The following is a 20773-nucleotide window of genomic DNA, read 5'->3' as shown; positions in this document are numbered from 1 at the left end:
GGCTCAAGACCGGGCGCCAATCGATTACGGAACAATCGGTCCAGAGAGAGCGGATCGCCGGCCCGTTTTTCCCATCAGGCAATCAGCTTAAGGTGGCCTCCATTCACTCATTGGAGGTCACCATGAATCACCCCACCCTGCTTTCCACGATCAACATCGGCCCGCACACCCTCGCCCACCGCGTGGTCATGGCCCCCCTGACCCGCATGCGTTCCGAACCCGGCGACCTGCCCGGCGCGTTGATGGCCGAGTACTACTCGCAACGGGCCACCGACGGCGGCTTGATCATTTCCGAAGCGACGGTCGTGTCCACTACCGGCAACGGCTACCTCGGCTCGCCCGGCCTGTACAACGACGCGCAAATCCCTGGCTGGAAAGCCATCACCGAAGCGGTGCATGCCAAGGGCGGGAAGATTTTCCTGCAACTGTTCCATGCCGGTCGCCAGTCCCACAGCGACATGCAACCCAATGGCGCACAACCGGTGGCCCCATCGGCGGTCGAGTACGACGGCGTGGCCTACACCGCCAGCGGCTGGGTGCCGAGCACTCCGCACCGGGCGCTGAGCGAAGCGGAAGTGGAAGCGCTGGTGGACGATTTCCGCAGCGCCGCCGAACGTGGCCTGGCTGCGGGTTTTGACGGTGTGGAAATCCATGGCGCCAACGGTTACCTGATCGATCAGTTCTTGCAGGACGGCAGCAACCGCCGCACCGACGCCTATGGCGGCAGCATCGCCAAGCGTGCGCGGTTTTTGTTGGACATCACCAACGCGGTGATTTCGGTCTGGGGCAGCGAGCGCGTTGCGGTGCGCCTGGGCCCAAGCGGTACGTTCGGGGACATGAAGGACAGCGATCCCGAAGCGTTGTTTGTCTACGTCGCGGAGCAATTGGCACCGTTGAAACTGGCGTACCTGCACTTGATCGAACCGCGCGTGTTGGGCAACTCGATCGATGAGAGCAAGGACCAGAATCCCGTGGCCGCACAGTTGATTCGTCGGCATTACGACGGTTTGATCATCGCGGCGGGTGGTTTCACCGCCGAGTCGGCCGAGCAGATTTTGCGCGCGGGCGATGCGGACCTGGTGGCGTTTGGGCGCGACTTTATTGCCAACCCGGATTTGCCGGAGCGGATTCGCCAGGGTCGACCGTTGAATGCTTATGACCGGGATACGTTTTATGGGGGTAATGAGGTCGGGTTTACGGATTATCCGTTTTATCAGCACAGTGCCTGACAGGTCCCGGCCCATGCGTTGAATGTTCGGACGCCTTCGCGGGCAAGCCTCGCTCCTACAGAGATCACGCGATCCATTGTAGGAGCGAGGCTTGCCCGCGAAGGCGTCACCTCGATTTACCCGATCACCCTTTGCAAATCCCCCGCCCGCCTCTACTCTGCGTCAACCCTCCTGCATCGAGCACACCTCCCATGATGGACAGCCTCAGCGGTATCACGGCCTTCATTCAGGTGGCCGAAACCCGCAGTTTTACCGAAGCCGGGCGCCTGCTGGAAATCTCCTCCTCAGCCGTCGGCAAAAGCGTGGCGCGCATGGAAGAACGCCTGGGGGTGCGGCTGTTCCATCGCAGCACCCGCAGCGTCACCCTGACCACCGAAGGCGAGCTGTTCCTGGACCGTTGCAAGCGCATCCTCAGCGAAGTGGAAGCCGCGCAAATGGAGCTGCTGGAGTTGTCCACCACGCCCAAGGGCAAGGTGCGCATCAGCGTGCCGATTCAGAACGTGTTGATCATGCCGGTGCTCGCCGGGTTCATGCGCGCCTACCCGGACATCGAGCTGGACGTGGACATGTCCGACCGCATGGTGGACGTGATCGAGGAAGGTTTCGACGCAGTGATCCGCACCGGCGCGCCGCAGGATTCGCGGCTGATGGCGCGCAAGTTGGGGGGCTATCAATTGCAGTTGGTGGCCTCGCCCGAGTACCTGGAACGCCACGGCGAACCGACGCACCCGGACGAGCTGATCAACCACGTGGCGTTGCTGCACAAGTTTCCGGCGACGGGGATGATCGAGCGCTGGCCGCTGCGCGTCGGCGATACGCACATCGAACCGAATCTGGCGAAGGCCATGGCCTGCACCACGATGGATCCACTGACGTATCTGGCGCTGGATGGGGTGGGGATTGCCTGCCTGCCGGACTTTTCAATCCGTCAGCCGTTGGCCAATGGCAGGCTGAAGGTGGTGCTGGCGGACTACACCGACCACACCGGCAACCTGTGGATGCTCTGGCCTGCATCAAAGCAGACCGCACCGAGGCTGCGGGTGTTGATCGATTTCTTCAAGGACAACATTCTCAAGGTTTGAACTAGCGTTGCAGGGCCTCGGCAATCGGGGCCTTGCTGATGCCGAAACTGAGCATCACCGCCAACCCGAGTACACCGATCACCGCACCGAGCCACAGCGCCGACGGCACGCCGAAGTGATCGACCATCAAGCCGCCAAACAGCGAACCCGAGGCGATTGCCACCTGGAAGGTGGTCACCAACATGGCGGAACTGGCTTCGGGCAATTGTGGCGAGGTCAGTTGCATCCAGGTGCTGACGCCTAATGGAATCGCGCCATAAGCAATGCCCCAGACCAGAACCGCCAATGCCACGCCCCAGCCATGCAGCGCGGGCAAGGCCAGTTGCGCGATCACCATCAACACCACCACCGCCCCCAGGGACAGGCGCAGATGCTTGACGATGCTCCCAGCCATCGCGAAGTTGGCGAGCATGCCGACCAGGCCGAAGCCGAGCAGGATCCCGGTGATTGCACTCGGTGTATAGCCGGCGTTTTGCCCAAGGAATGGCGCGATGTAGGTGTAGGCCGTGAAGTGTGCCGCCACGACCGTGCCCAACAGCAACATGCTGCGTCGGGCGTTGCTGCGGCGCAGGAAACCCAACAATGCGCGCACCTGCAAGCCTTCGCGGGACGGCAACGACGGCAAGGTCAGCCACTGCGCGAGCAACGTCAGCAACGCCAACCCCGCTGTCGCCGCAAACGATATCCGCCAGGAAAACAACGTGCTGACAAAGGTCCCGAACGGCACCCCGAGCACCGTCGCCAGGGTGATGCCGCCGAAGATCAGCGCCGTTGCTTTTGCGGCTTTTGCTTCGCTGACCAAGCGCCCGGCCGCCGCAATCGCCACGGCCCAGAAACCGCCCAGTGCGACACCCAACAGACCTCGGCCGAGCAGCATGATCGTCAGCGAAGGCGCCAGCGCCGATACCACGTTGGAAGCCACCAGTAACAGCGTCAATAACAGCAGCAGATGCCGTCGATTCATCTTCCCGGCGCCCAGCATGATCGCCGGTGCCGAGACGGCCGCGACGATGCCCGGCACGGTCACCATCAACCCCGCGACACCATCGGTAATGTCCAGGCTGTTGGCAATCTGCGGCAGGATGCCCACCGGCAGGTATTCGGTGGTGACAAACGCGAAGGCGCCGAGGGCGACCGAGAACACCGACAGCCAGTCGCGGGCGGAGGATGGCGGCTCAAGCGCAAGCGCCGGGGTGGCCGGTATCACGTGTATGTCGTTCATGGGGAAAGCTCCACAGTTATAAGTGGAGCCATGGTAGGGAGCGGCCCGGCGCGGAAAAACGGTGCAGCGCTCCGATCACTGTGGATCGATGACTCCGCAATCCGACGCTCCGGGCCACGGATTAGCGCCGTTCCTGTCCAAAGAGTTCGTGCCTGCGCCCTGTTTTTCCCAGCGTTCCCGCTCCCTAGACTGGGCCTCCTCAGCCATCCACTTTACGAGGCCACACCCATGACTACTTCACGTTCTCCCATTCGCGTCGGCATCGTCGGCGTTGGCACGTGGGCCCGCCACGGTCACCTGCGTGTATTGGCGCTGCTGCCGCAATACCGGGTGCAAGCGGTGTACAGCGAACACCGCGAACGCGCCGAAACGGCGGCCAGCGAATACGGCATTCCACAGGTCGCCGACTCCCTCGACGCCTTGGTGAATAACCCCGAAGTGGACCTGGTGGTGGTGCTCAACACCGCACCGCAACACGAGCAAACCGTGCGCGCCGCCATCGCCGCCGGCAAAGACGTCTACTGCGAATGGCCGCTGACCACCACCACTGCGGCGTCCGAACAATTGGTACATCTGGCCAAGGATGCCGGCGTGCGTCACATCGTCGGCCTGCAACGCCGCCACGCGCCGCACAACCGTTATCTGCAAGACCTGTTACAGCAGGGCTATGTCGGCCAGTTGCGCTCGGTGCGCCTGCACGTAAGTACGCATTATTTCCAGGCGCTGCGTGCCAACTCGCTGCGCTGGACGGCGCCTGAGGAAAACTTTTCGAGCGTCGTCTCGATCTACGCCGGGCACTTCCTCGACATGCTGTTCACCGCCACCGGTTGGCCGCTGAAAGTGTCGGGGCTGACCGTCAGCCAGTTCCCGAAAGTCACCATCGTCGAAACCGGCGAAGTGCTGGACAGCACCGCGCCGGATCAACTGGTGCTCAGTGGCCTGCTGGAAAACGGCGCGGTGGTGTCGATCCATATCGAGGGCGGCAAACGCAACGGTTCCGGCGTGCAGATCGACATCACCGGCGATCAGGGCGACCTGAAAATCACCAACCACTGCGCCTTCGGTGGCGTGGGCGATGACTACGTGATCGAGGGTGCCCACGGCGATGACCAGCCGTTGCAAAGCCTGCCGGTGCCGGACAGTTATCAGCGCCTGCCCGAATCCGGATTGCCGTCGGCGGTGTTGGAACTGGCGGAGTTGTATCACGTGTTTGCCCAGGACCTGGCGGATGGCACTCACGCGGCGGCGACGTTTGAGGATGCGGTTCGGATGCATCGGTTGCTGGATGTGGCCAAGGTTGGAAATCAATTACCGCTCTGACCCATCACCTGTGGCGCGGGGTTATGTGGTGAGGCGGCTTGTGAGGCGAAGGGGCTTGTGTGGCGAGGGGGCTTGCCCCCGTTGGGCTGCGAAGCGGCCCCAAAACCTGCAATCCAGTTGTGTCAGGTATACCGCATTCAGCGGTTTTACGACTGCTGCGCAGCCGAACGGGGGCAAGCCCCCTCGCCACACGGAATATCGTCGGGCAGCCGCCGATTCAGCATCGACCACGACGCATCGACTGGCGTGGGGGGTTCTCGAAGCTTGGCTTCATGGCAATACGTTCCTGCTCGGCGCCTGACTACAAACGCCAGAATCGAATCACCGGCGCCATCACAAAACCCGAGCGGCTTTGATACAACCCCGTTACCCAACCTGTTACCTGCCCGAACAATCCCCTGCAAACCCCCATCACGAATGTAACGTCAAGACACTTCGCCCCCCTGCCCGCCGCGCCTAGTGTGAAGCCGTCAATGGGCTTACAGGGTTGTGACACATCATCAGCATCGCCCGCCTCCCGCCAGTGGAGGCATGGAAGACCTGTCACGGGTGCTGCCTGATGGTTGCTCGGATTCGACGCCCGCTGCCCATTGATTGCCTAAACACAACCCAGACAGAACAGAGGGACACCATGAGTAAGTCAAACGTTGCAAGCACTCAACAAGCACTGCACGACGACGTTCAAGCGGCCGTCAAATCGATTCTCGGCGCCTCAAGTTCAACGGCCCTGAAAACCACCGACTACAGCAAAGTGCTGACGTCGACCCTGGCCGCTACCCAGAAATCGGTCAAGATCCAGATCGCTTCCGGTGACCTGACCACGCTCAAGCAGTCCGGCTACAAGCTGTGCTTTGCCAAGAAGGTCGGTACCGAAGACTACAACGTGGTCTGGCAGTCCTACGTCAATTACCTGAGCAACAACACCTTCAGTTGGACGCCGCAATACCAGTTGTTCGGCTCCAATTCGTTCCAGGCCAACGTTCAAGTGGATGTGTCGACCAACCTCGTCACCATCGGCCTGGGCCAACAGTCGATTCTTGACTCGTCCGGCTTGCTGGGCAATGCGACCACCGGTGGGCCCGACACCTCCATCACGCTGGTCAATCAATACGGTGCAATTCACCCCGGCGTCAGCCAGTTGTCCACGGGCATCGACGGCAAGCAGGTCGCCACCCCGATCTACGTGGCCATTAATCAAGTGGTCACCGGCCAGACTGTGCTGACGCCTGTCGAGACCATTCTTGTCTGGTTCGAACAGAATGTGCAGACCAGCACCATGTTCAGCACCTCGCGCTCCCAGGCCATCGAGGTCGACCTCACCTTCGATAACAACGCGACCCGTCTCTACTCGGGTGGTTCCTGGACTGTGGTGTAACGGTGACATCGGGGGCAACCTCGCGGTTGCCCCTTCTCTCAGGCATCGTCACTGCCCCGGTCGAAATAGCCCGTCAGTGAACGGCAGATCGATTCGGCCAGGTCTTCCTGGGTCGCGATGCCGTAGGGGTGACTGCGATCAAATTGTGCCGACCAGCGAATCCGCCCCTGAGCCACATCAATCAGGCGCACCGACGCCCGGACCCGGGCCGGCTCCACCCGCACACTGCCCTCCAGTGAATAACTGCCACGCCCCACCCGCTCCGGCACCGGCGTTTTCACGCTGCTGCATGGCACCTTCATCAGCACATGGTTGGCATGGGTCTGGGAATGCTCGAAGGACTCAAACAGCCGGCAACTCAACTCTTCGCACAAGCCTCGGGTAAAGTCGTCGCCATCATGGGTGATGCAGGTAAACGGCTGCAGTTGCAGCACCGGATGAGGGTGGCTGGCCACTTTCGGCCTGAGCCGTTCGTACGCCAGGCGATAACTGCCGGCCGGCAAACTCAGGCGCATCAGGTCGTGTTGACCGAGGGTGGTGTAATAACTGTTGAGCTTGCGCCGCAGGCGGCCGACCTGCACCCGCACCACCGGATCGTCGACCGTTGAATACACCGCCGGGTCACGGCGAAACACCGCGAGGCCAATGGCGTGTTCAGTCAGGGGAGTGTTCGACAACTGCAAGTCATGCTCGACCAGAAACCGCAACAAGCCACCCATTCGCCGGGATTTGGCAAACAACGGGCTGGCCAGCAGCAGCGCCAGCACCCGCTCCACTTCATCCCGACCGAACGGCTCGGGAACCGCGTGCACACGTGTTTCGGCAATGCGTTTGATCACCATCAGTCTGCCTCCATGCAGATTGTTGCGTTCAACGTGGGCGTTGCACGGGCGAAGCTTAGCAGTTGCGCGGGATTGTGTAGTGGCACCTTGGCATATAGCGCTGGGGGCTAACGCTCCGGGGCTACCATTCGAAAGCGGATGTTGATGTCTTTGGAGACCACACCGTCTGCCCACTCCCCGGCGCCGATCTTGAAGTCGTCACGATTGAGGGCGAACTCACCGACAAAAACCCCAATGCCACTCTCCGGCTTCAACTCGACCTGAACCTGGACCTTACGGGTGATGGTTTTGAGCGTGAGGTTACCGGCAAACAGATAGCGGTTATCGCCCAGGGCTTTGACGCTGGTGGATTCAAAAGTCCCCAGCGGGTAGGTGGACGTGTCAAACCACGCAGGCTTTTGCAACTCGGTGTTGGCGTCACTGCTGCCGGCATCAATGCTGCTCAGCTCAATACGCAGGGCGGCATGGGCGGCGACGGGGTTTTGCGTGTCGAAATCAAGAGTGCCTTCAAACTGACCGAACGTGCCGTAGACCCGCGAGCCAAACTGGTCGAAGGTGAAGCTGATCTGGCTGGCCGCGGTGTTGACCTGGCTGTATTCGACGGCCTGGGCCCCTGGGGAAAAACCGACCGCAACCACCGCCGACAGTGCGGCAAACTGCGGAAATCGAAAGCGCATGGAATGCTCCGGTCAGAGGGGCCCGAGGAACGCACGAGCATAAGGCCTGGCATCCTTTTAAGGAAAGTCTAGCCATCAATCTTGTCGCCATGGTCATCAAGCGCCAGTTGAAACTGGACGCGCACCTCAAACCCTTGCGTCCTGCCTGGCGCCGGTGATGCCAGGGTCAGGCTGGCACCGACACCTTGCACAATGGTTTTGGCAATTGCCAGCCCCAACCCTGAACCGCTGGCTTCACTGTTGCCCCGCACAAAGCGCTCGGTCAGGCGCTGCAACACCGGCGCGGGCACCGTCGGGCCACCGTTGACCACCTGCAGCAGCGCTTGATCGGACAGGCTGACCTCGACCGGTTGGTCCGCGGCGCCATATTTCAGCGCGTTTTCGATCAGGTTACGCAACAGGACGCCGAAAGCGTCCGGATCAATCGCCGAGTAAACGCTGGCCTGACGGGGCAATTGCAACTCGATCCGCTGTCTGCTGCTGTGATTCCACTCATCAACCACATGGGCCAGCAAGGGAATGAGGTCCTGAGGCGCCTCGGACAACAATCCGCCTCCCTCAGCCTTGGCCAGTTGCATGAGTTTTTCCGAGAGCCGGGCCAGCTCGCGCAACGAGTTTTCGATCTTCGCCGCACGCACGCGCAATGGCCCTTCGGGTGTTTCATGGCGCAGCCGCTGGATCTGCGCCAGGGTCGCGGCCAGTGGGGTACGCAGTTCGTGGGCGCTGTTGGCGGTAAAGCTGCGTTCGGCCTCCAACGCCTTGCGCAAACGCTCCAGCAAATGGTTGACCGCGCCGGCCAACGGGTTGATTTCTGCCGGCAGTCGCGCCACGTTGATCGGTGACAGATCGCCCACACCACGAGCCTCCACGGCACGACGATAGGCCAACACGCTGCGCAGGCTGATGCGTACGAACAGCCAGGTGCCCAACAGGCTGATGGGAATCAGCGCCAGCAACGGCAACAACAAGGCAAACAAGGCTTCCCGGGCGGCCTCTCGGCGATGATTCAGCGGTTCGGCGATCTCGATGAACAGCGTCCCCCGCAGCGCACTCGCGCCATACAGACGGTATTTACCGGTGGTGGAAAACCCTTCCGTCGGCTGTTTGTTGAAGATCTTCGGGTTGGCGTCGTGGGACTTCATCAGAATCTCGCCCTTGGCATCGCGCACCAGGTATGTCAGGTATTCCTTGTGGGTTTTCAGGGTGGCAATGTGCTGTGCTTCGCGGGGTTCTTCACGGTTGCTGATTTCCAGCACGGCCAGGGGCAGGATGCGTTGTGCGGTTTCCTCCAGAGCGCTATCGAACGCCTCGTTCAACTCATGTTGCACCACCAGCCAGGCCCCGACGGTCGCCCCTAGCCAGAGCAAGGTCATGCCCAGGGTCAGCCCCAGGCCAAGGCGTTTTTGCAGACTCGACGGCGACTTCATACGGACATCAACCGGTAACCCATGCCGCGCACGGTTTCGATCAGGTCACGCCCGAGTTTTTTACGCAAGCGACTGATATACACCTCGATGGTGTTGCTCTCGATTTCCGCACCAAACGCATACAAACGTTCTTCCAGCTGCGACTTCGACAACAATGCGCTGGGCCGTTGGACAAACGCCTCGAACAGCGCCCATTCCCGCGCCGTCAGGTCCACGCAGGAGCCGGAACGATGAACCGTGCGGGCGTTCATGTCGATCTGCAGTTCGCCGAGTTTGATCAGCGGGTTGGGGTTGCCGCTGTAACGTCGGGCCACGGCCGCCACACGGGCCGAGAGCTCAAACAGGTCGAATGGCTTGACCAGATAATCGTCGGCCCCGGCATTGAGTCCGGCAATGCGATCGGATATCTGGTCCTGGGCGGTCAGGATGATCACCGGGGTCACGTCCCCCGCTGAACGCTGTTGACGTAAAAAGTCCAGCCCGCGCCCGTCCGGCAGCATCAGGTCCAGCAGGATCAAGTCGTAAGGCGTGGTGCGCACACTGTTGCGCGCATGGTCCAGGCGCTGCACCCAATCGACGGCATGGCCGTCATCGGCGATCTGCTCGCGCACCGCCTCCCCCAGCCCTGGTGCATCCTCGACCAATAAAACCCGCATCTGGCACCTCCTGTGATGGTTGTCGTGCAGCACCTTAACGGCCTCACCTGACGGGAATCTGAAGATTCAGCTGGTTGTCAGGAATGCACCTTAGGGTATGCCTCAGACGCCACGCCGGCAGGAGACAGATCATGAAATCAGCTTTTATTACCCGAATCGCGCTGCTGAGCGTGCTGCTCAGCGGTTACGCCCTGGCCGATGACGACTGCAGCGAGCCGGTCAGTGATTGGCAAGCGCGAGACACCCTGCGTCAGCAGGTAGAGCAGCAATACGGCTGGAGCGTGCAACGGATCAAGGTCGACGACGGTTGCTACAAGCTCAAGGGCGCCGACCGCAAGGGCAACGCCATCGAAGCCCGCTATGCGCCCGCCTCCCTGCACCTGCGCACGCTGCAGATCAATTTCGGCGACGACGGTGACGCCCGGGACTACCTCGCCAGCCCCAACGCCGAATGATCATTGCAGTTTTTCCCGGGGCTTTCAGGTTGCTGTCAGCCAGCAGGTCCAGGCTCTCGCCACAACGCTCAAACAGGACTCCCTCATGAAAAAAATCATCGCTGCAACCTGCCTTGTCGGTGCCATTGCCCTGCCGGGGCTGGTTCAGGCCCGTGAAGTGACCCTGACCACCCAGCTCAAGGACTACAGCGGCAACGATGCGTACCTGGCGATCTATGTCACCGACGCCAATGGCCAATACCAGAAAACCCTGTGGGTGGCCGGCAAGAAGGCCAAGTACTACCGGCACTTGACGGATTGGGCCCGTGGCAGCGGCATGAACCCGAGCGAGTTCGACGGGGTCAGCGGCGCCAGTGTCGGCAGCGGGGGCACCCTGAAAGTCAGCGTTGAACTGGCAGACACCTTGATTGACGCCGGGTATCAGATCCGTATCGACAGCGCCGTGGAAAACAAGCGCGAAGGTCGAGCCGACGTCAGCGTGCCCCTGACCACCAAAGGTTCAGGCAAGCCGGCGACCGGTAGCACTTACGTCGACTCCTTCACTTACGACCTGTAACACCCACAACCCTGGAGGCTGAACATGCTTCGCCAGTTCCATTCACTGCCCGGTTTGATCGCCGCCCTGCTGGTCATGATATTGGCCATCAGCGGCGCGGTATTGTCCGTAGATCCGGCCCTGGAACGCCTGCACAGCACATCCACCGCTGCCGGGCAGCTCAACGTCGGACAGTTGGCCGGGCGTGTCGCCAGCCACTTTCCCGGCGTGGAGCAAATCCAGCGCACGGCGTCCGGGACGGTCATTGTCTACTACAACCAGGACGGTCAGTCCGGGGCCGAAAAGGTCGACCCGCTGACCGGTCAGGGCCTCGCGCCCTATGAGCCGTCAGCCTTCTCACGCTGGATCAAAGACCTACACCGCTCGCTGTTCATCGGCACACCGGGCCACGGAGTGGCGGGCGTCGGTGCGCTGTTCATGTTGATCCTGTCGGTGTCCGGCGCGCTGTTGCTGGCCCGGCGCCTGGGCGGCTGGCGCAATCTGCTGCGGCCACTGCGCGGCACGTTCAGCCAGCGCTGGCACGCCGAAGTCGGACGCTTGGCCTTGCTCGGTCTGCTGCTGTCGGCGCTGAGCGGGCTCTACCTGTGCGCCAGCACTTTCGGTTTGATCGCCGACGGCAGTCAGAGTGAACCGGCCTTCCCCACCCACATCAGCACCGGCCCGGTGTTGCCGGTGGCCAACCTGCAAGCCCTGCGTTCCATCGACCTGAATGATCTGCGTGAACTGGTGTACCCCAGCCCCGGCAACCCACAAGACGTGTTTTCTCTGCGCACCGCCCAAGGCGACGGTTACGTCGACCTGGTCAGTGGCGCGTTGCTGTCCTGGCAAGCCCACGACTCGATGCACAATGTTTACCAATTGATCTACCGGTTGCACACTGGTGAAGGCCTCTGGTGGTTGGGCCTGCCGCTCGGGCTCTGCGCCCTCTGCGTGCCGTTGATGAGCGTAACCGGCATGCTGCTCTGGTGGCGCCGCCGCAAGGCCGTCCCGAACATCCGCCACAACAGCCCCGCCCAATCTGCCGACAGCGTGATTTTGGTGGGCAGTGAAAACAACAGCTCCTGGGGATTTGCCAAAGCCTTGCATGATGCCCTGCACCTGGCCGGACATCGGGTGCATAGCACAGCGATGAATACATGGACGGGCGATTACCGCGATGCCAAACGGGTGGTCATCCTCACCGCGACCCATGGTGACGGCGACGCACCGGCCTCGGCGTCGCAGTTCCTGACACGGCTGAACACCGTCGGCCTCAAACCCGACCTGCCGTTTGCAGTACTGGGTTTGGGTGACCGGCAGTTTCCGCGTTTCTGTCAATACGCCCATCAGGTGCACGATGCGATGGTGCAGGCCGGCGGCTCGCCGCTGCTGGGGCTGGAAACCGTCAACCGCCAGTCCGCTCAGGAATTTGCGCGTTGGGGCCTCGCGTTGGGTGAAGTGCTCGGGCATGAGCTGACACTGGTACATACTCCGCAGCAGCCACAGTCCCATCAATTGCAACTGACCGAGCGCATTGTCTACGGCGAACAGGTGAATGCACCGACTCACGTACTGCGCTTCAAGGCGCCCGGCGTACTCCCGGACTTTCTGGCCGGTGATCTGGTCGGGATTTTCGCCCCCGATAACCCGGTTCCGCGCTTTTACTCGCTGGCCAGCAGTTCAGAAGACGGTGTGCTGGAAATCTGCGTGCGTAAACACGAAGGCGGTGTGTGCTCGCAGTTCCTGCATGGGCTGAAGATCGGCGCGCCAATCGAAGCCTTTATCCAGCCTAACCCGCAATTTCGTCCGGCGTCGGGCGACCACCCGGTGATCCTGATCGGCGCGGGCACCGGCATTGGTCCCCTGGCCGGTTTTATCCGCAACAACAAGGCGCGCCACCCGATGCACCTGTATTGGGGCGGACGCAACCCGACCTCGGATTTTCTTTACGAGCCGGAGCTTAATCGTTACCTGGCAGACCGTCGCCTCACGGCGTTGCGCGCGGCATTTTCCCAGGTTCAAGACCGCAGCTACGTACAAGACCGGCTGATCAGCGATGCCCTGGCCTTGCGCCGGCTGATTGAGAAAGGCGCCCAGGTGTTGGTGTGCGGCAGTCGAGAAATGGCCAAAGGCGTGATGCTGGCCCTGGATGAGGTGCTCGCCCCTCTCAATCTGACTGTGCTGACCCTAAAGGCACAAGGACGCTACCGTGAAGATGTCTACTGACAGGCAACGCTACAGCCTCAACGGCGAGACCATGGGCACTCGCTACACCGCCCTGTTCTATGCCGAGGCCGGGATCGACACCCACGAAATCGGCCTCAGCCTGGCGCGCGCCGTGGACCGGGTGGACCAGCAAATGTCCGTTTGGAAGCCCGACTCTGACCTCAACCGTCTCAACGCTGCCCCCGAGCAGGAGTGGCTGTCAGTGCCCGAAGAGCTGGCCACGGTGTTGTCCGCCGCGCTGCGGGTCAGCCAACAATCCGGCGGCGCCTTTGACATCGCCGTCGGTGACCTGGTGAACGCCTGGGGTTTCGGTCCCGGCGAACAGTCCGTCACGCAGCAGACGCCCGGAACGCCGCCACCGCGCGCTCGACTGTCCGCCCGCGCGGCGCTGGTGGTTGACCCGCAACGCAATCAGGTTCGTAAACGCGCACCGCTGAACCTTGATTTGAATGGCATCGCCAAGGGCTTTGGCGTCGATGAACTGGCCCGTTGCCTGGAGCGTTTTGGCATTGATCGCTACCTGGTCGGCATCGACGGCGAGATGCGCGCCCGTGGTGTCAAACCCGATGCGCAACCCTGGGTCGTGGCCATTGAAAAACCCTGTCGCGGCGTGCGTGAAGTCATGGGTGTGATGGAGCTTGGCGACGCCGCCATCGCCACGTCCGGGGACTACCGACATTGGATTGATGTGAAGGGGCACGCCTATGCCCACACAATGGACCCGGTCACCGGCGCACCGCTGAACAACCCGCTCGCGGCGGTCACCGTGGTAGCGGCCTCGTGCATGCTTGCCGATGCCTGGGCCACGGCGCTGATGGTGTTGGGCGAGATCGAAGGCCCACGCCTGGCTCAGGAACGCGGGATGGACGCGTTGTTCGTGCTGCACGACGGTGAACAGTTCAAAGAAATATCCATTGTCGGCGGCCAATTGCAGGCGCAGATTGAAACCCGCCCGATGCGAACAACCTAATGACAGTGAGTCCCGCTAAACCATGAAATTCATGCACAGGCATACCGAGTCTCACCGCAGCGATCGAATTGGCTGGCTGCGCGCCGCCGTCCTGGGGGCCAACGACGGAATCGTCTCCACCGCCAGCCTGTTGATCGGCGTCGCCGCCGCCAACGCCACTCACTCAACGTTGCTGGTCACCGGGATGGCCGGGCTGGTGGCAGGCGCCATGTCCATGGCCGCGGGTGAATACGTCTCCGTACACTCTCAGGCGGACACCGAACGGGCTGACCTGTCCCGGGAACGAGCCGAACTGGCCAGCGACCCGAAATCCGAACACATAGAACTGGCCAACATTTACAGGCATCGCGGTGTCTCACCCGAGTTGGCCCATCAGGTGGCCGACCAACTGATGGCCCATGACGCCCTCGGTTCTCACGCCCGGGACGAACTGGGCATCAGCGCAGTACTCACGGCCAAACCGCTGCAGGCTGCCCTCGCCTCGGCCGCCAGTTTTGTGGTCGGTGCCGCCTTGCCGCTGGCGGTGGTTTTCATCGCGCCAGCGCCCAGCGTGGTGCCGTGGATCTGCGCGATGTCGCTGGTGTTTCTCGCCAGCCTGGGCGCCGTCGCAGCCAGGGCCGGAGGTGCCAACGTATTGATCGGTGCCTGGCGTGTGACGCTGTGGGGCGTGCTGGCCATGGGTATCACGGCGCTGGTGGGATCGCTATTCGGGGCCGTGGTTTAGTTCGCGTTTATGCCTGAAACACAAAGGGCGCCCGATCCAGGATCGGGCGCCCTTTGTGCGTTAACGACTACACCACGCCGACGAAATCACTCGCCGTCAGGGCGACATGCCCGACCAGATCGATCTGAAAATCGGCCGCGTTACCTGTGTTTACATTGCCCTCCACATAAGTGTGGTCGACCCCGCCGACGTTGACGAAGTGGTATTTCAATTGCGCCTGGTTGTTGAACTCGTTGCCGGCGCCATTCCACTCGCCAAGGAAGGTGAAGTCCTGATTACCGGCCGAACCGGCGCCGGAGGTCCGGGCATCAATCAGCGACAGATCGATGTGGTCGGTGCCGTGCACAAAGTCGGTAATCACGTCGCGGCTTGCGGTCGATGTGCCGGAGTCGTTGATGGAGCTGAACACAAACGTGTCCGCCCCTGCACCACCGGTCAACGTATCGCGGTTGCCATTTCCGTTCAGTGTGTCGGCACCGCCACCACCGCTCAAGGTGTCGATGTTGCCCTGGCCGGTCAGTACGTTATCGGCATTGTCGCCCGTCAGGCTGTTGGTGCCGCTGCTGCCGACGACATTCTCGACGCCAGTCAAGGTGTCGTTACCGGTTTGCGAGCTGAAGGCCGAACCGGTGGTCAGATTGACCGTGGCGTTGAACGAAGTCCCGGACAGGTCGTAGGTATCGATGTCAGCGCCACCGTCATAAGTGTCGTTGCCATCGTTGACCGACGCCTGGAAGGTGTCATTGCCAAGACCACCGAACAGGTTGTCCAGGCCTTGCCCACCGCTCAAGGTGTCATTGCCACTGCCACCGTCGATGAAGTCGTTACCGCCTTGTCCCAGCAACTGGTTGTTGGCCGCATCGCCCTGGATGTGATCGTTGCCAGCGCTGCCGATGACGTTTTCGATACCGGTCAAACTGTCACTGCCGGTCTGGGCACTGGTTGACGTACCGGCCTGCAAATCCACTGTGGCTGCCGCCGAAGTGGCCGACAAGTCATAGCTGTCGGTGCCCGAGCCACCGTCATAGCGGTCGTTACCGTCGTTCACCGATGCCAGCAGCGTATCGTTGCCCGCCTCGCCGAAGATCGAGTCATTGCCCGCCAGCCCGCTGAGTTGGTTGTTACCAGCGTTGCCATGGATAACGTTATCCAGCTCGTTACCGATGCCGTTGATGTTGTTGGAGCCCAGCAAGGTCAGGTTTTCGACGTTGGCACCCAAGGTGTAGCTGACCGAGGACATGACCGTGTCCGTGCCCTCGTTCAGGCTCTCCTGAACCACATCGCCATTGGTATCGACCATGTAGATGTCGTTGCCGGCGTTACCGCGCATCGTGTCGTTGCCCGAGCCGCCATCCAGCAAGTCGGAACCCAGGCCACCGTTGAGCACGTCGTTGCCCGAATAACCCATCAGGATGTCCTGAAAGTTGGTGCCATTGAGCGTGTTACCGACGAAGTTGGTGCCCTCGATAAAGCGTCCGACTGCCTCCGACGGGTCAGACGTCAACTGCTCCACCGTGCCGTTGTTATCGGTGTAAGTCGTGATCACCCGCAGTTGCTGGCCGAACTGTGCCGAGGTCGGCGCAAAGGTCGCCGCATTCGCCCCGGCGATGCTCAACCAGGCCGCCCCCACCAGCGCTTGCCACTGATAGGAGAACCCGCTCGGCCCAGGCAAGCCGTCGGCGTCCTGGATCGCCGCCGTGTTGGCGGTCAGCCGATATTGGGCCGGCACCGGACGGCTCGGGGTGGTTGGCGCGGTGGCAAACCCTGACAACACCACATTACCGGTCGGCAGATGATTAGTGATGCTCAGGTTCACCGTGCGATCGGCGAAGCGCAGTTTCTCCACGCCTATCACGATGTCGGTGCCATCGATGTTCGCCGCGCCGACCCGCAGGTCCACCACTTTGAATGCGGTGATCAGTTCGCCACCCGGCCGGGTATCGGTGAACTTGGTGATGCTGTAGTTGGCAAAGTTGCCCGAGAACAGCGCCGTGTCCGCCGCACCATCAGCCGTGCCCGGGGCTTGATGGTTGTCACCCAGAATGAAATCGGGGCGAGTCGATTGCAGGCCGGTAAAGTGTTGAGCAAACCCCTGGCTGGCGAGCAAGTGATTCAGGTCGGCAAGTTTGATCGAATCACCGACGATCACATCATTGCCGCCGTTACCTTGGGAGACATCATCACCACTGCCGCCAATCAGCCAGTTTTCCGTGGCATTACCGATCAGGCCCGCAGAAGGATTGGCCGGAGCGGCCGAGTTCGGCCGGCTGTCGCTGAAACGTGAGCCGATCAAGCCTTCAATGTCGGTGAGCAAGGCATTGAACGGTTGGAACAGCACTGCAGTGCCGGGTGCCGCCACGATGTTCTGATTGTTGAGGTCGGCCGCCGCATCCAGCGCAATATTCACATCGCTGAACGCGGCGATATCGAACCCGACATCACCAATGGCTTCATCACCGTCACCCTGGCCAGGTGCACCGCCCAGGCCTGGCAACAGAATATCGTCACCGGCACCGCCGAACTCCTGGTCACCGGTGGAGCCACCGGAAATGATGTCGTCGCCATCCTCGCCAAACAAAATGTCCGGGCCGTCGCCACCGTAGATCTCATCGTTGCCGTCACCACCATGCACCAGGTCGGTATCGCCACCGGCATCGATATAGTCATTGCCGGCACCACCGTAAATTTCGTCGATCCCGGCCTCGCCGTAGAGGTGATCGTTACCGCCACCGCCAATCACCACATCGAGCACCCCGGCGCTGGTCCCGGCATAGATGGTGTCGTCCCCTTCCCCGCCATCGAGGAAGTCCTCGATATCACCACCGTAAATCACGTCGTTGCCGTCGCCGCCATAGATATGGTCGGCGCCAGACTTGCCGTCGAGCACGTCGTCGCCACCTTCGCCGTAAATCGTGTCATCGCCGTCCCCGGCGTCGAGCCAGTCGTTGTAGTCAGTCCCCACCAACACTTCGTGGGAGTTGTAGCCCACTGCCGCCGTGCCATCGGGGTTTTGCCCCTGATCCGGGCGATAGTCGCGGATGTAGGTTTGCGCCACGTGGGTTTCCGGGTTCGCCAGGCTCATCAGCAAGCCGTTACCGCCGATGCCGCCACTGCCGCCGGTGGAATAAACGCCCACATGGTTGGCCGCGATCAGGGTGCCGTACTTGTGCTCGCTCTTGTACGCCGTCGCACTGGCGCCGGAATCGGTGTAGCTCAGTTCGATGTAGCTGTCGGCGTAGCCGAACACATCACCGGCCAGGTGCCGGGCGTCGGTGGTGCGCTCGATAATGTCCTTGAATTGCTCGGTCACCACCTGCTCGTTGAGGTTGGTCATGGCCGGCAAGCCGAGGTCGAGGCGGAACAGGTAGTAGAACCGGTCACCGTCCATCAACCGTTCCATCTGGTCCTCGAAGATCGCGTTGAACGTGGTGCCCAGTTGCCCGGTGTAGACATGTTTTTCCGCCAGGCCACCGATCCACAGATCAATCGCGTTGTAGCCGTCATAGCCCGCCACATGATTGCCGTTGGCATCCGCCGCGCCGGACAGGAAATACGCCGCCTGTTCGGCCGTGACACTGCCACCGGCATAGTTGACGGTGAGGCCCGAAGTATCGGCATCGATAATCGCCTGGGCATGAGCTTTGTCACCGTCGAAGGAATACGCGGCGATGAAGTTCACCAACGATTCGGGGTGAATCATGTTGTTGGCGAAGTCACTCCAGCTCGTATAAGGCGTCAGGCCATCGACGATCAGGTTGGTGTGGTGCTGCGCGCCGGCCGGTGACGCCCGTTCGGCAATCAACGCATCGTGGATCTGCTGACGCGCCTGGTTGAGGGTTGGCAAGCCCAGGTCGCGGCCACGGGCCAGGTTGATCGTCGCCAGGTCCAGCGGCTGGCCGAGCAAACCTTGTTGCAGGGCCGGGGTGACGAACTCGTCGATTTCGTTGCTGATCTGCCGGGTCATGCCCAACGCAATGGCCGTCGGCCCGATATCGGCGAAACCACCTGGGTTGAGAAAGGCCTGCTCCAGCGCATAGTGGGTAATCGAGCCCGTCAGGTCGTAGCCGCCACTGGCGTTTTTCTCCAGGGCATCGATGGTTTCACGCAGTTGCGAGTGGCCGAAGCGGAACGCCGCCTGGCCGTATTCCAGCGAAATGTTGGTGTTGATGCCCGAGTCGTAGGTCACGAATTCCGGCAGGTCCGGGGTAATCAACCGGGCGTACTGGTCGATCGCCACGTGCTGGTATTCCATTTCCACGGTCAGCTTGGCGGCATAAAACAGCTTGTCCTGATCCCAGGACACCGTGACGCCATCGGCCAGCGTGAAGTTGCCGTTGGCATCGCTGTAGAAACCACCGCTGCCATTGCTGATCTGCACCTGCCAGTTGTGCCGCACCGTGACGTCGGTTTGCGCCAGCACCTCGTTCTGCAGGTTGATCAGCTGCACGTTGTGGTCTTCGTGGAAGACGTGGTGAATGGCGGTCAGCCCGAAGTTTTCGTTTACCCGGCCGTCACCGGCAATGTAGTGGTCGCCCACCGATTGCAGCAGCAGTTCGTTGGCCACCGCAAAGTCGGCGCTGCCGGCGGCGGCGCTGATGGTGAAGTCGGCAAAATTGACGAAGCTGAACAGGTTTTTCGGCCCTGAGTTGTCGTAGTTGAAGACCATGCCATATGGGTTGTTTGCATCGAAGGTGATGCTGGTGATGTGCGCGTCCAGCGACATCAGCTTCGCTTGATCAATATGCAGATCGTCGAAGCGCGGGTTCATGTCCAGCAGGATCGCTTCGCGGGTGTACACCGCTTGCACGCCGGCGGTGGTCGGGTCGGCATCCAGTACATGGCCGTGGGCGTCGCGTACACGGAAGTTGGCGATGTCGTCCCAGGTCAGGTCGTCACGCCCGGTGGCCAGTACATGGGCGCGCAGTTCGCTCAAGGTCGGCAGCGTCTGATGGGTGACCACGCCGTTGAGGGTCCAGGCAGCGTCGTCACTCAAGGAGGTGCCATCGAACAGCGCGGCCCCGGCGATGAATTGACCGGGGTGATTGGGGTCCGCGACCCACTGGCGCAGCAATTGGGTCACGGCGTCGTTGGAGCCGTAAGTCTGGTTCTGATCAATGTACGGCGAGTCCAGGTTGACGTATTGCGCCTGGCCCTGGCCGTCCACTTCGCTGACCGAAGCGCGGTGCACTTTGATCGAGTAAACCGGTTGCCCGTCCGGGCCGATGGAGCCGTACAACGGATCGTCCGGCGCCAGGGGAATGGTGATCGTCGCGTTCTGGTTGGGCTTGTTGATGAAGTCCAGGCCGTGGTCGAAGAACTGCCCGAACAAGGTGAACCAGCCAGTGGTCGACGGGTCTCCGGCAACTGTGTTCTGGTTGCGAATGTAGTACTGACCGGAGTCCGGCGAGGTGGTATCGACTTCGCCGATGGCACCCAGAATCCCCGGATCCGTGACGATTGCCACACCTGTTGCGGTGTGCTGGATGTGCCCGTTGGCGTCGGTGGCAAACGTCACACCGCCACTGACGATGGTCTGGCTGATCATCCGGGGCGTGTAGTCCACCAGTGAAGCTGTCGGATCGCTATACAGTGAACTACTGTCAGTCATGGGCGTGGCGCCGACGGGCACACCCTGCCCCGTCAATGCCGCGTTGCTCAGGTCCTGATGGACGTAATGCGTGTAGTCGGAATGAGTCAGGCGAATGAAGTTTTGACCGAAACTGCCCCAGGCCTGACCGTCCTGGGTCATGTTGTTGAAGTGGCCAGAAACGTTGCGCAGGCCGATCGGGTCGCGGGCGCCGTTGTACCAACTGGTCTCGCCGGGAGGCGTGTCCAGTGGGTTGAAACTGCCCAGCACACCGAGCACATGGACATTGCCGTCCGAGCCATCGTAGCCGTACAGCGGCTGACCCGCAGTGTTGTAGCCAACGATGTGAATGGTGGGAAAAGACACCTGCTGCTCAAGAAACGAAATATCGTTTTGGTTGAGGGTGAAGCGTTTTAGCGCATACATGGCGAGCTCCAGATATTCGT

15 protein-coding genes are annotated in these 20773 nt (G+C 61.5%); 9 read left to right on the top strand and 6 right to left on the bottom strand.

Annotated features, from left to right (window positions below; genetic code table 11):
• Positions 1-122: 122 nt before the first annotated feature.
• The gene (locus FQ192_RS29410; protein WP_149661676.1) at positions 123-1229 is read left to right on the top strand and encodes an alkene reductase; all 1107 of its coding nucleotides are present in this window, start codon (positions 123-125) and stop codon (positions 1227-1229) included.
• 194 nt (positions 1230-1423) lie between these two features.
• A complete protein-coding gene (locus tag FQ192_RS29405) occupies positions 1424-2311 on the top strand; it encodes a LysR family transcriptional regulator (RefSeq protein ID WP_149661701.1) in 888 nt (295 codons plus the stop codon).
• A gap of 1 nt (position 2312) precedes the next feature.
• Here FQ192_RS29405 and FQ192_RS29400 read toward each other — a convergent pair whose 3' ends face one another.
• A complete protein-coding gene (locus FQ192_RS29400; protein ID WP_149661675.1) occupies positions 2313-3533 on the bottom strand; it encodes an MFS transporter in 1221 nt (406 codons plus the stop codon).
• Positions 3534-3761: 228 nt separating this feature from the next.
• Between FQ192_RS29400 and FQ192_RS29395 the strand changes: the two genes are divergently transcribed.
• Positions 3762-4853 (top strand): Gfo/Idh/MocA family protein, encoded by a 1092-nt coding sequence (locus FQ192_RS29395; RefSeq protein ID WP_149661674.1) that lies wholly within the window; start codon positions 3762-3764, stop codon positions 4851-4853.
• 631 nt (positions 4854-5484) lie between these two features.
• Positions 5485-6228 carry a hypothetical protein gene (locus FQ192_RS29385; protein WP_149661673.1) on the top strand — a complete coding sequence of 248 codons (744 nt, stop codon included), beginning with the start codon at positions 5485-5487 and terminating at the stop codon, positions 6226-6228.
• A 38-nt stretch (positions 6229-6266) separates the two neighbouring features.
• On the opposite strand, the gene FQ192_RS29380 is transcribed toward FQ192_RS29385, so the two are convergent.
• From FQ192_RS29380 to FQ192_RS29365, 4 genes are all read right to left on the bottom strand, one after another.
• A complete protein-coding gene (locus FQ192_RS29380; RefSeq protein WP_149661672.1) occupies positions 6267-7070 on the bottom strand; it encodes a hypothetical protein in 804 nt (267 codons plus the stop codon).
• Between the two features lie 107 nt (positions 7071-7177).
• Positions 7178-7747 (bottom strand): YceI family protein, encoded by a 570-nt coding sequence (locus FQ192_RS29375; protein ID WP_149661671.1) that lies wholly within the window; start codon positions 7745-7747, stop codon positions 7178-7180.
• Between the two features lie 68 nt (positions 7748-7815).
• Positions 7816-9174, bottom strand: coding sequence for a HAMP domain-containing sensor histidine kinase (locus FQ192_RS29370; protein ID WP_149661670.1), 1359 nt, complete (start codon positions 9172-9174; stop codon positions 7816-7818).
• Positions 9171-9830 (bottom strand): response regulator transcription factor, encoded by a 660-nt coding sequence (locus tag FQ192_RS29365; RefSeq protein WP_149661669.1) that lies wholly within the window; start codon positions 9828-9830, stop codon positions 9171-9173. Before FQ192_RS29365 ends, FQ192_RS29370 begins: the two co-directional genes overlap by 4 nt.
• 131 nt (positions 9831-9961) lie before the next feature.
• Between FQ192_RS29365 and FQ192_RS29360 the strand changes: the two genes are divergently transcribed.
• From FQ192_RS29360 to FQ192_RS29340, 5 genes are all read left to right on the top strand, one after another.
• Entirely contained in the window at positions 9962-10285 is a 324-nt protein-coding gene (locus tag FQ192_RS29360; RefSeq protein WP_149661668.1) for a PepSY domain-containing protein, read from the top strand.
• An 85-nt stretch (positions 10286-10370) separates the two neighbouring features.
• Entirely contained in the window at positions 10371-10841 is a 471-nt protein-coding gene (locus tag FQ192_RS29355; RefSeq protein WP_149661667.1) for a DUF2271 domain-containing protein, read from the top strand.
• A gap of 24 nt (positions 10842-10865) precedes the next feature.
• Positions 10866-13046 carry a PepSY domain-containing protein gene (locus FQ192_RS29350; RefSeq protein WP_149661666.1) on the top strand — a complete coding sequence of 727 codons (2181 nt, stop codon included), beginning with the start codon at positions 10866-10868 and terminating at the stop codon, positions 13044-13046.
• On the top strand, positions 13036-14016 hold the full coding sequence (locus FQ192_RS29345) for an FAD:protein FMN transferase (RefSeq protein ID WP_149661700.1): 981 nt from the start codon (positions 13036-13038) through the stop codon (positions 14014-14016). The genes FQ192_RS29350 and FQ192_RS29345 overlap by 11 nt, the downstream gene beginning before the upstream one ends.
• Before the next feature lie 22 nt (positions 14017-14038).
• Positions 14039-14740: a VIT family protein gene (locus tag FQ192_RS29340; protein ID WP_149661665.1), complete on the top strand. Its 702-nt coding sequence runs from the start codon at positions 14039-14041 to the stop codon at positions 14738-14740.
• Between the two features lie 67 nt (positions 14741-14807).
• On the opposite strand, the gene FQ192_RS29335 is transcribed toward FQ192_RS29340, so the two are convergent.
• Complete coding sequence (locus FQ192_RS29335; protein WP_149661664.1) at positions 14808-20753, bottom strand: peroxidase family protein; 5946 nt, start codon at positions 20751-20753, stop codon at positions 14808-14810.
• Positions 20754-20773: the final 20 nt, after the last annotated feature.

Source organism: Pseudomonas sp. ANT_J12, assembly GCF_008370045.1.
In the GTDB taxonomy this organism is placed as follows: Bacteria; Pseudomonadota; Gammaproteobacteria; order Pseudomonadales; family Pseudomonadaceae; genus Aquipseudomonas.
The sequence above is the reverse complement of the archived record's forward strand: the minus strand, read 5'-3'. Positions and strand labels throughout refer to the sequence as shown.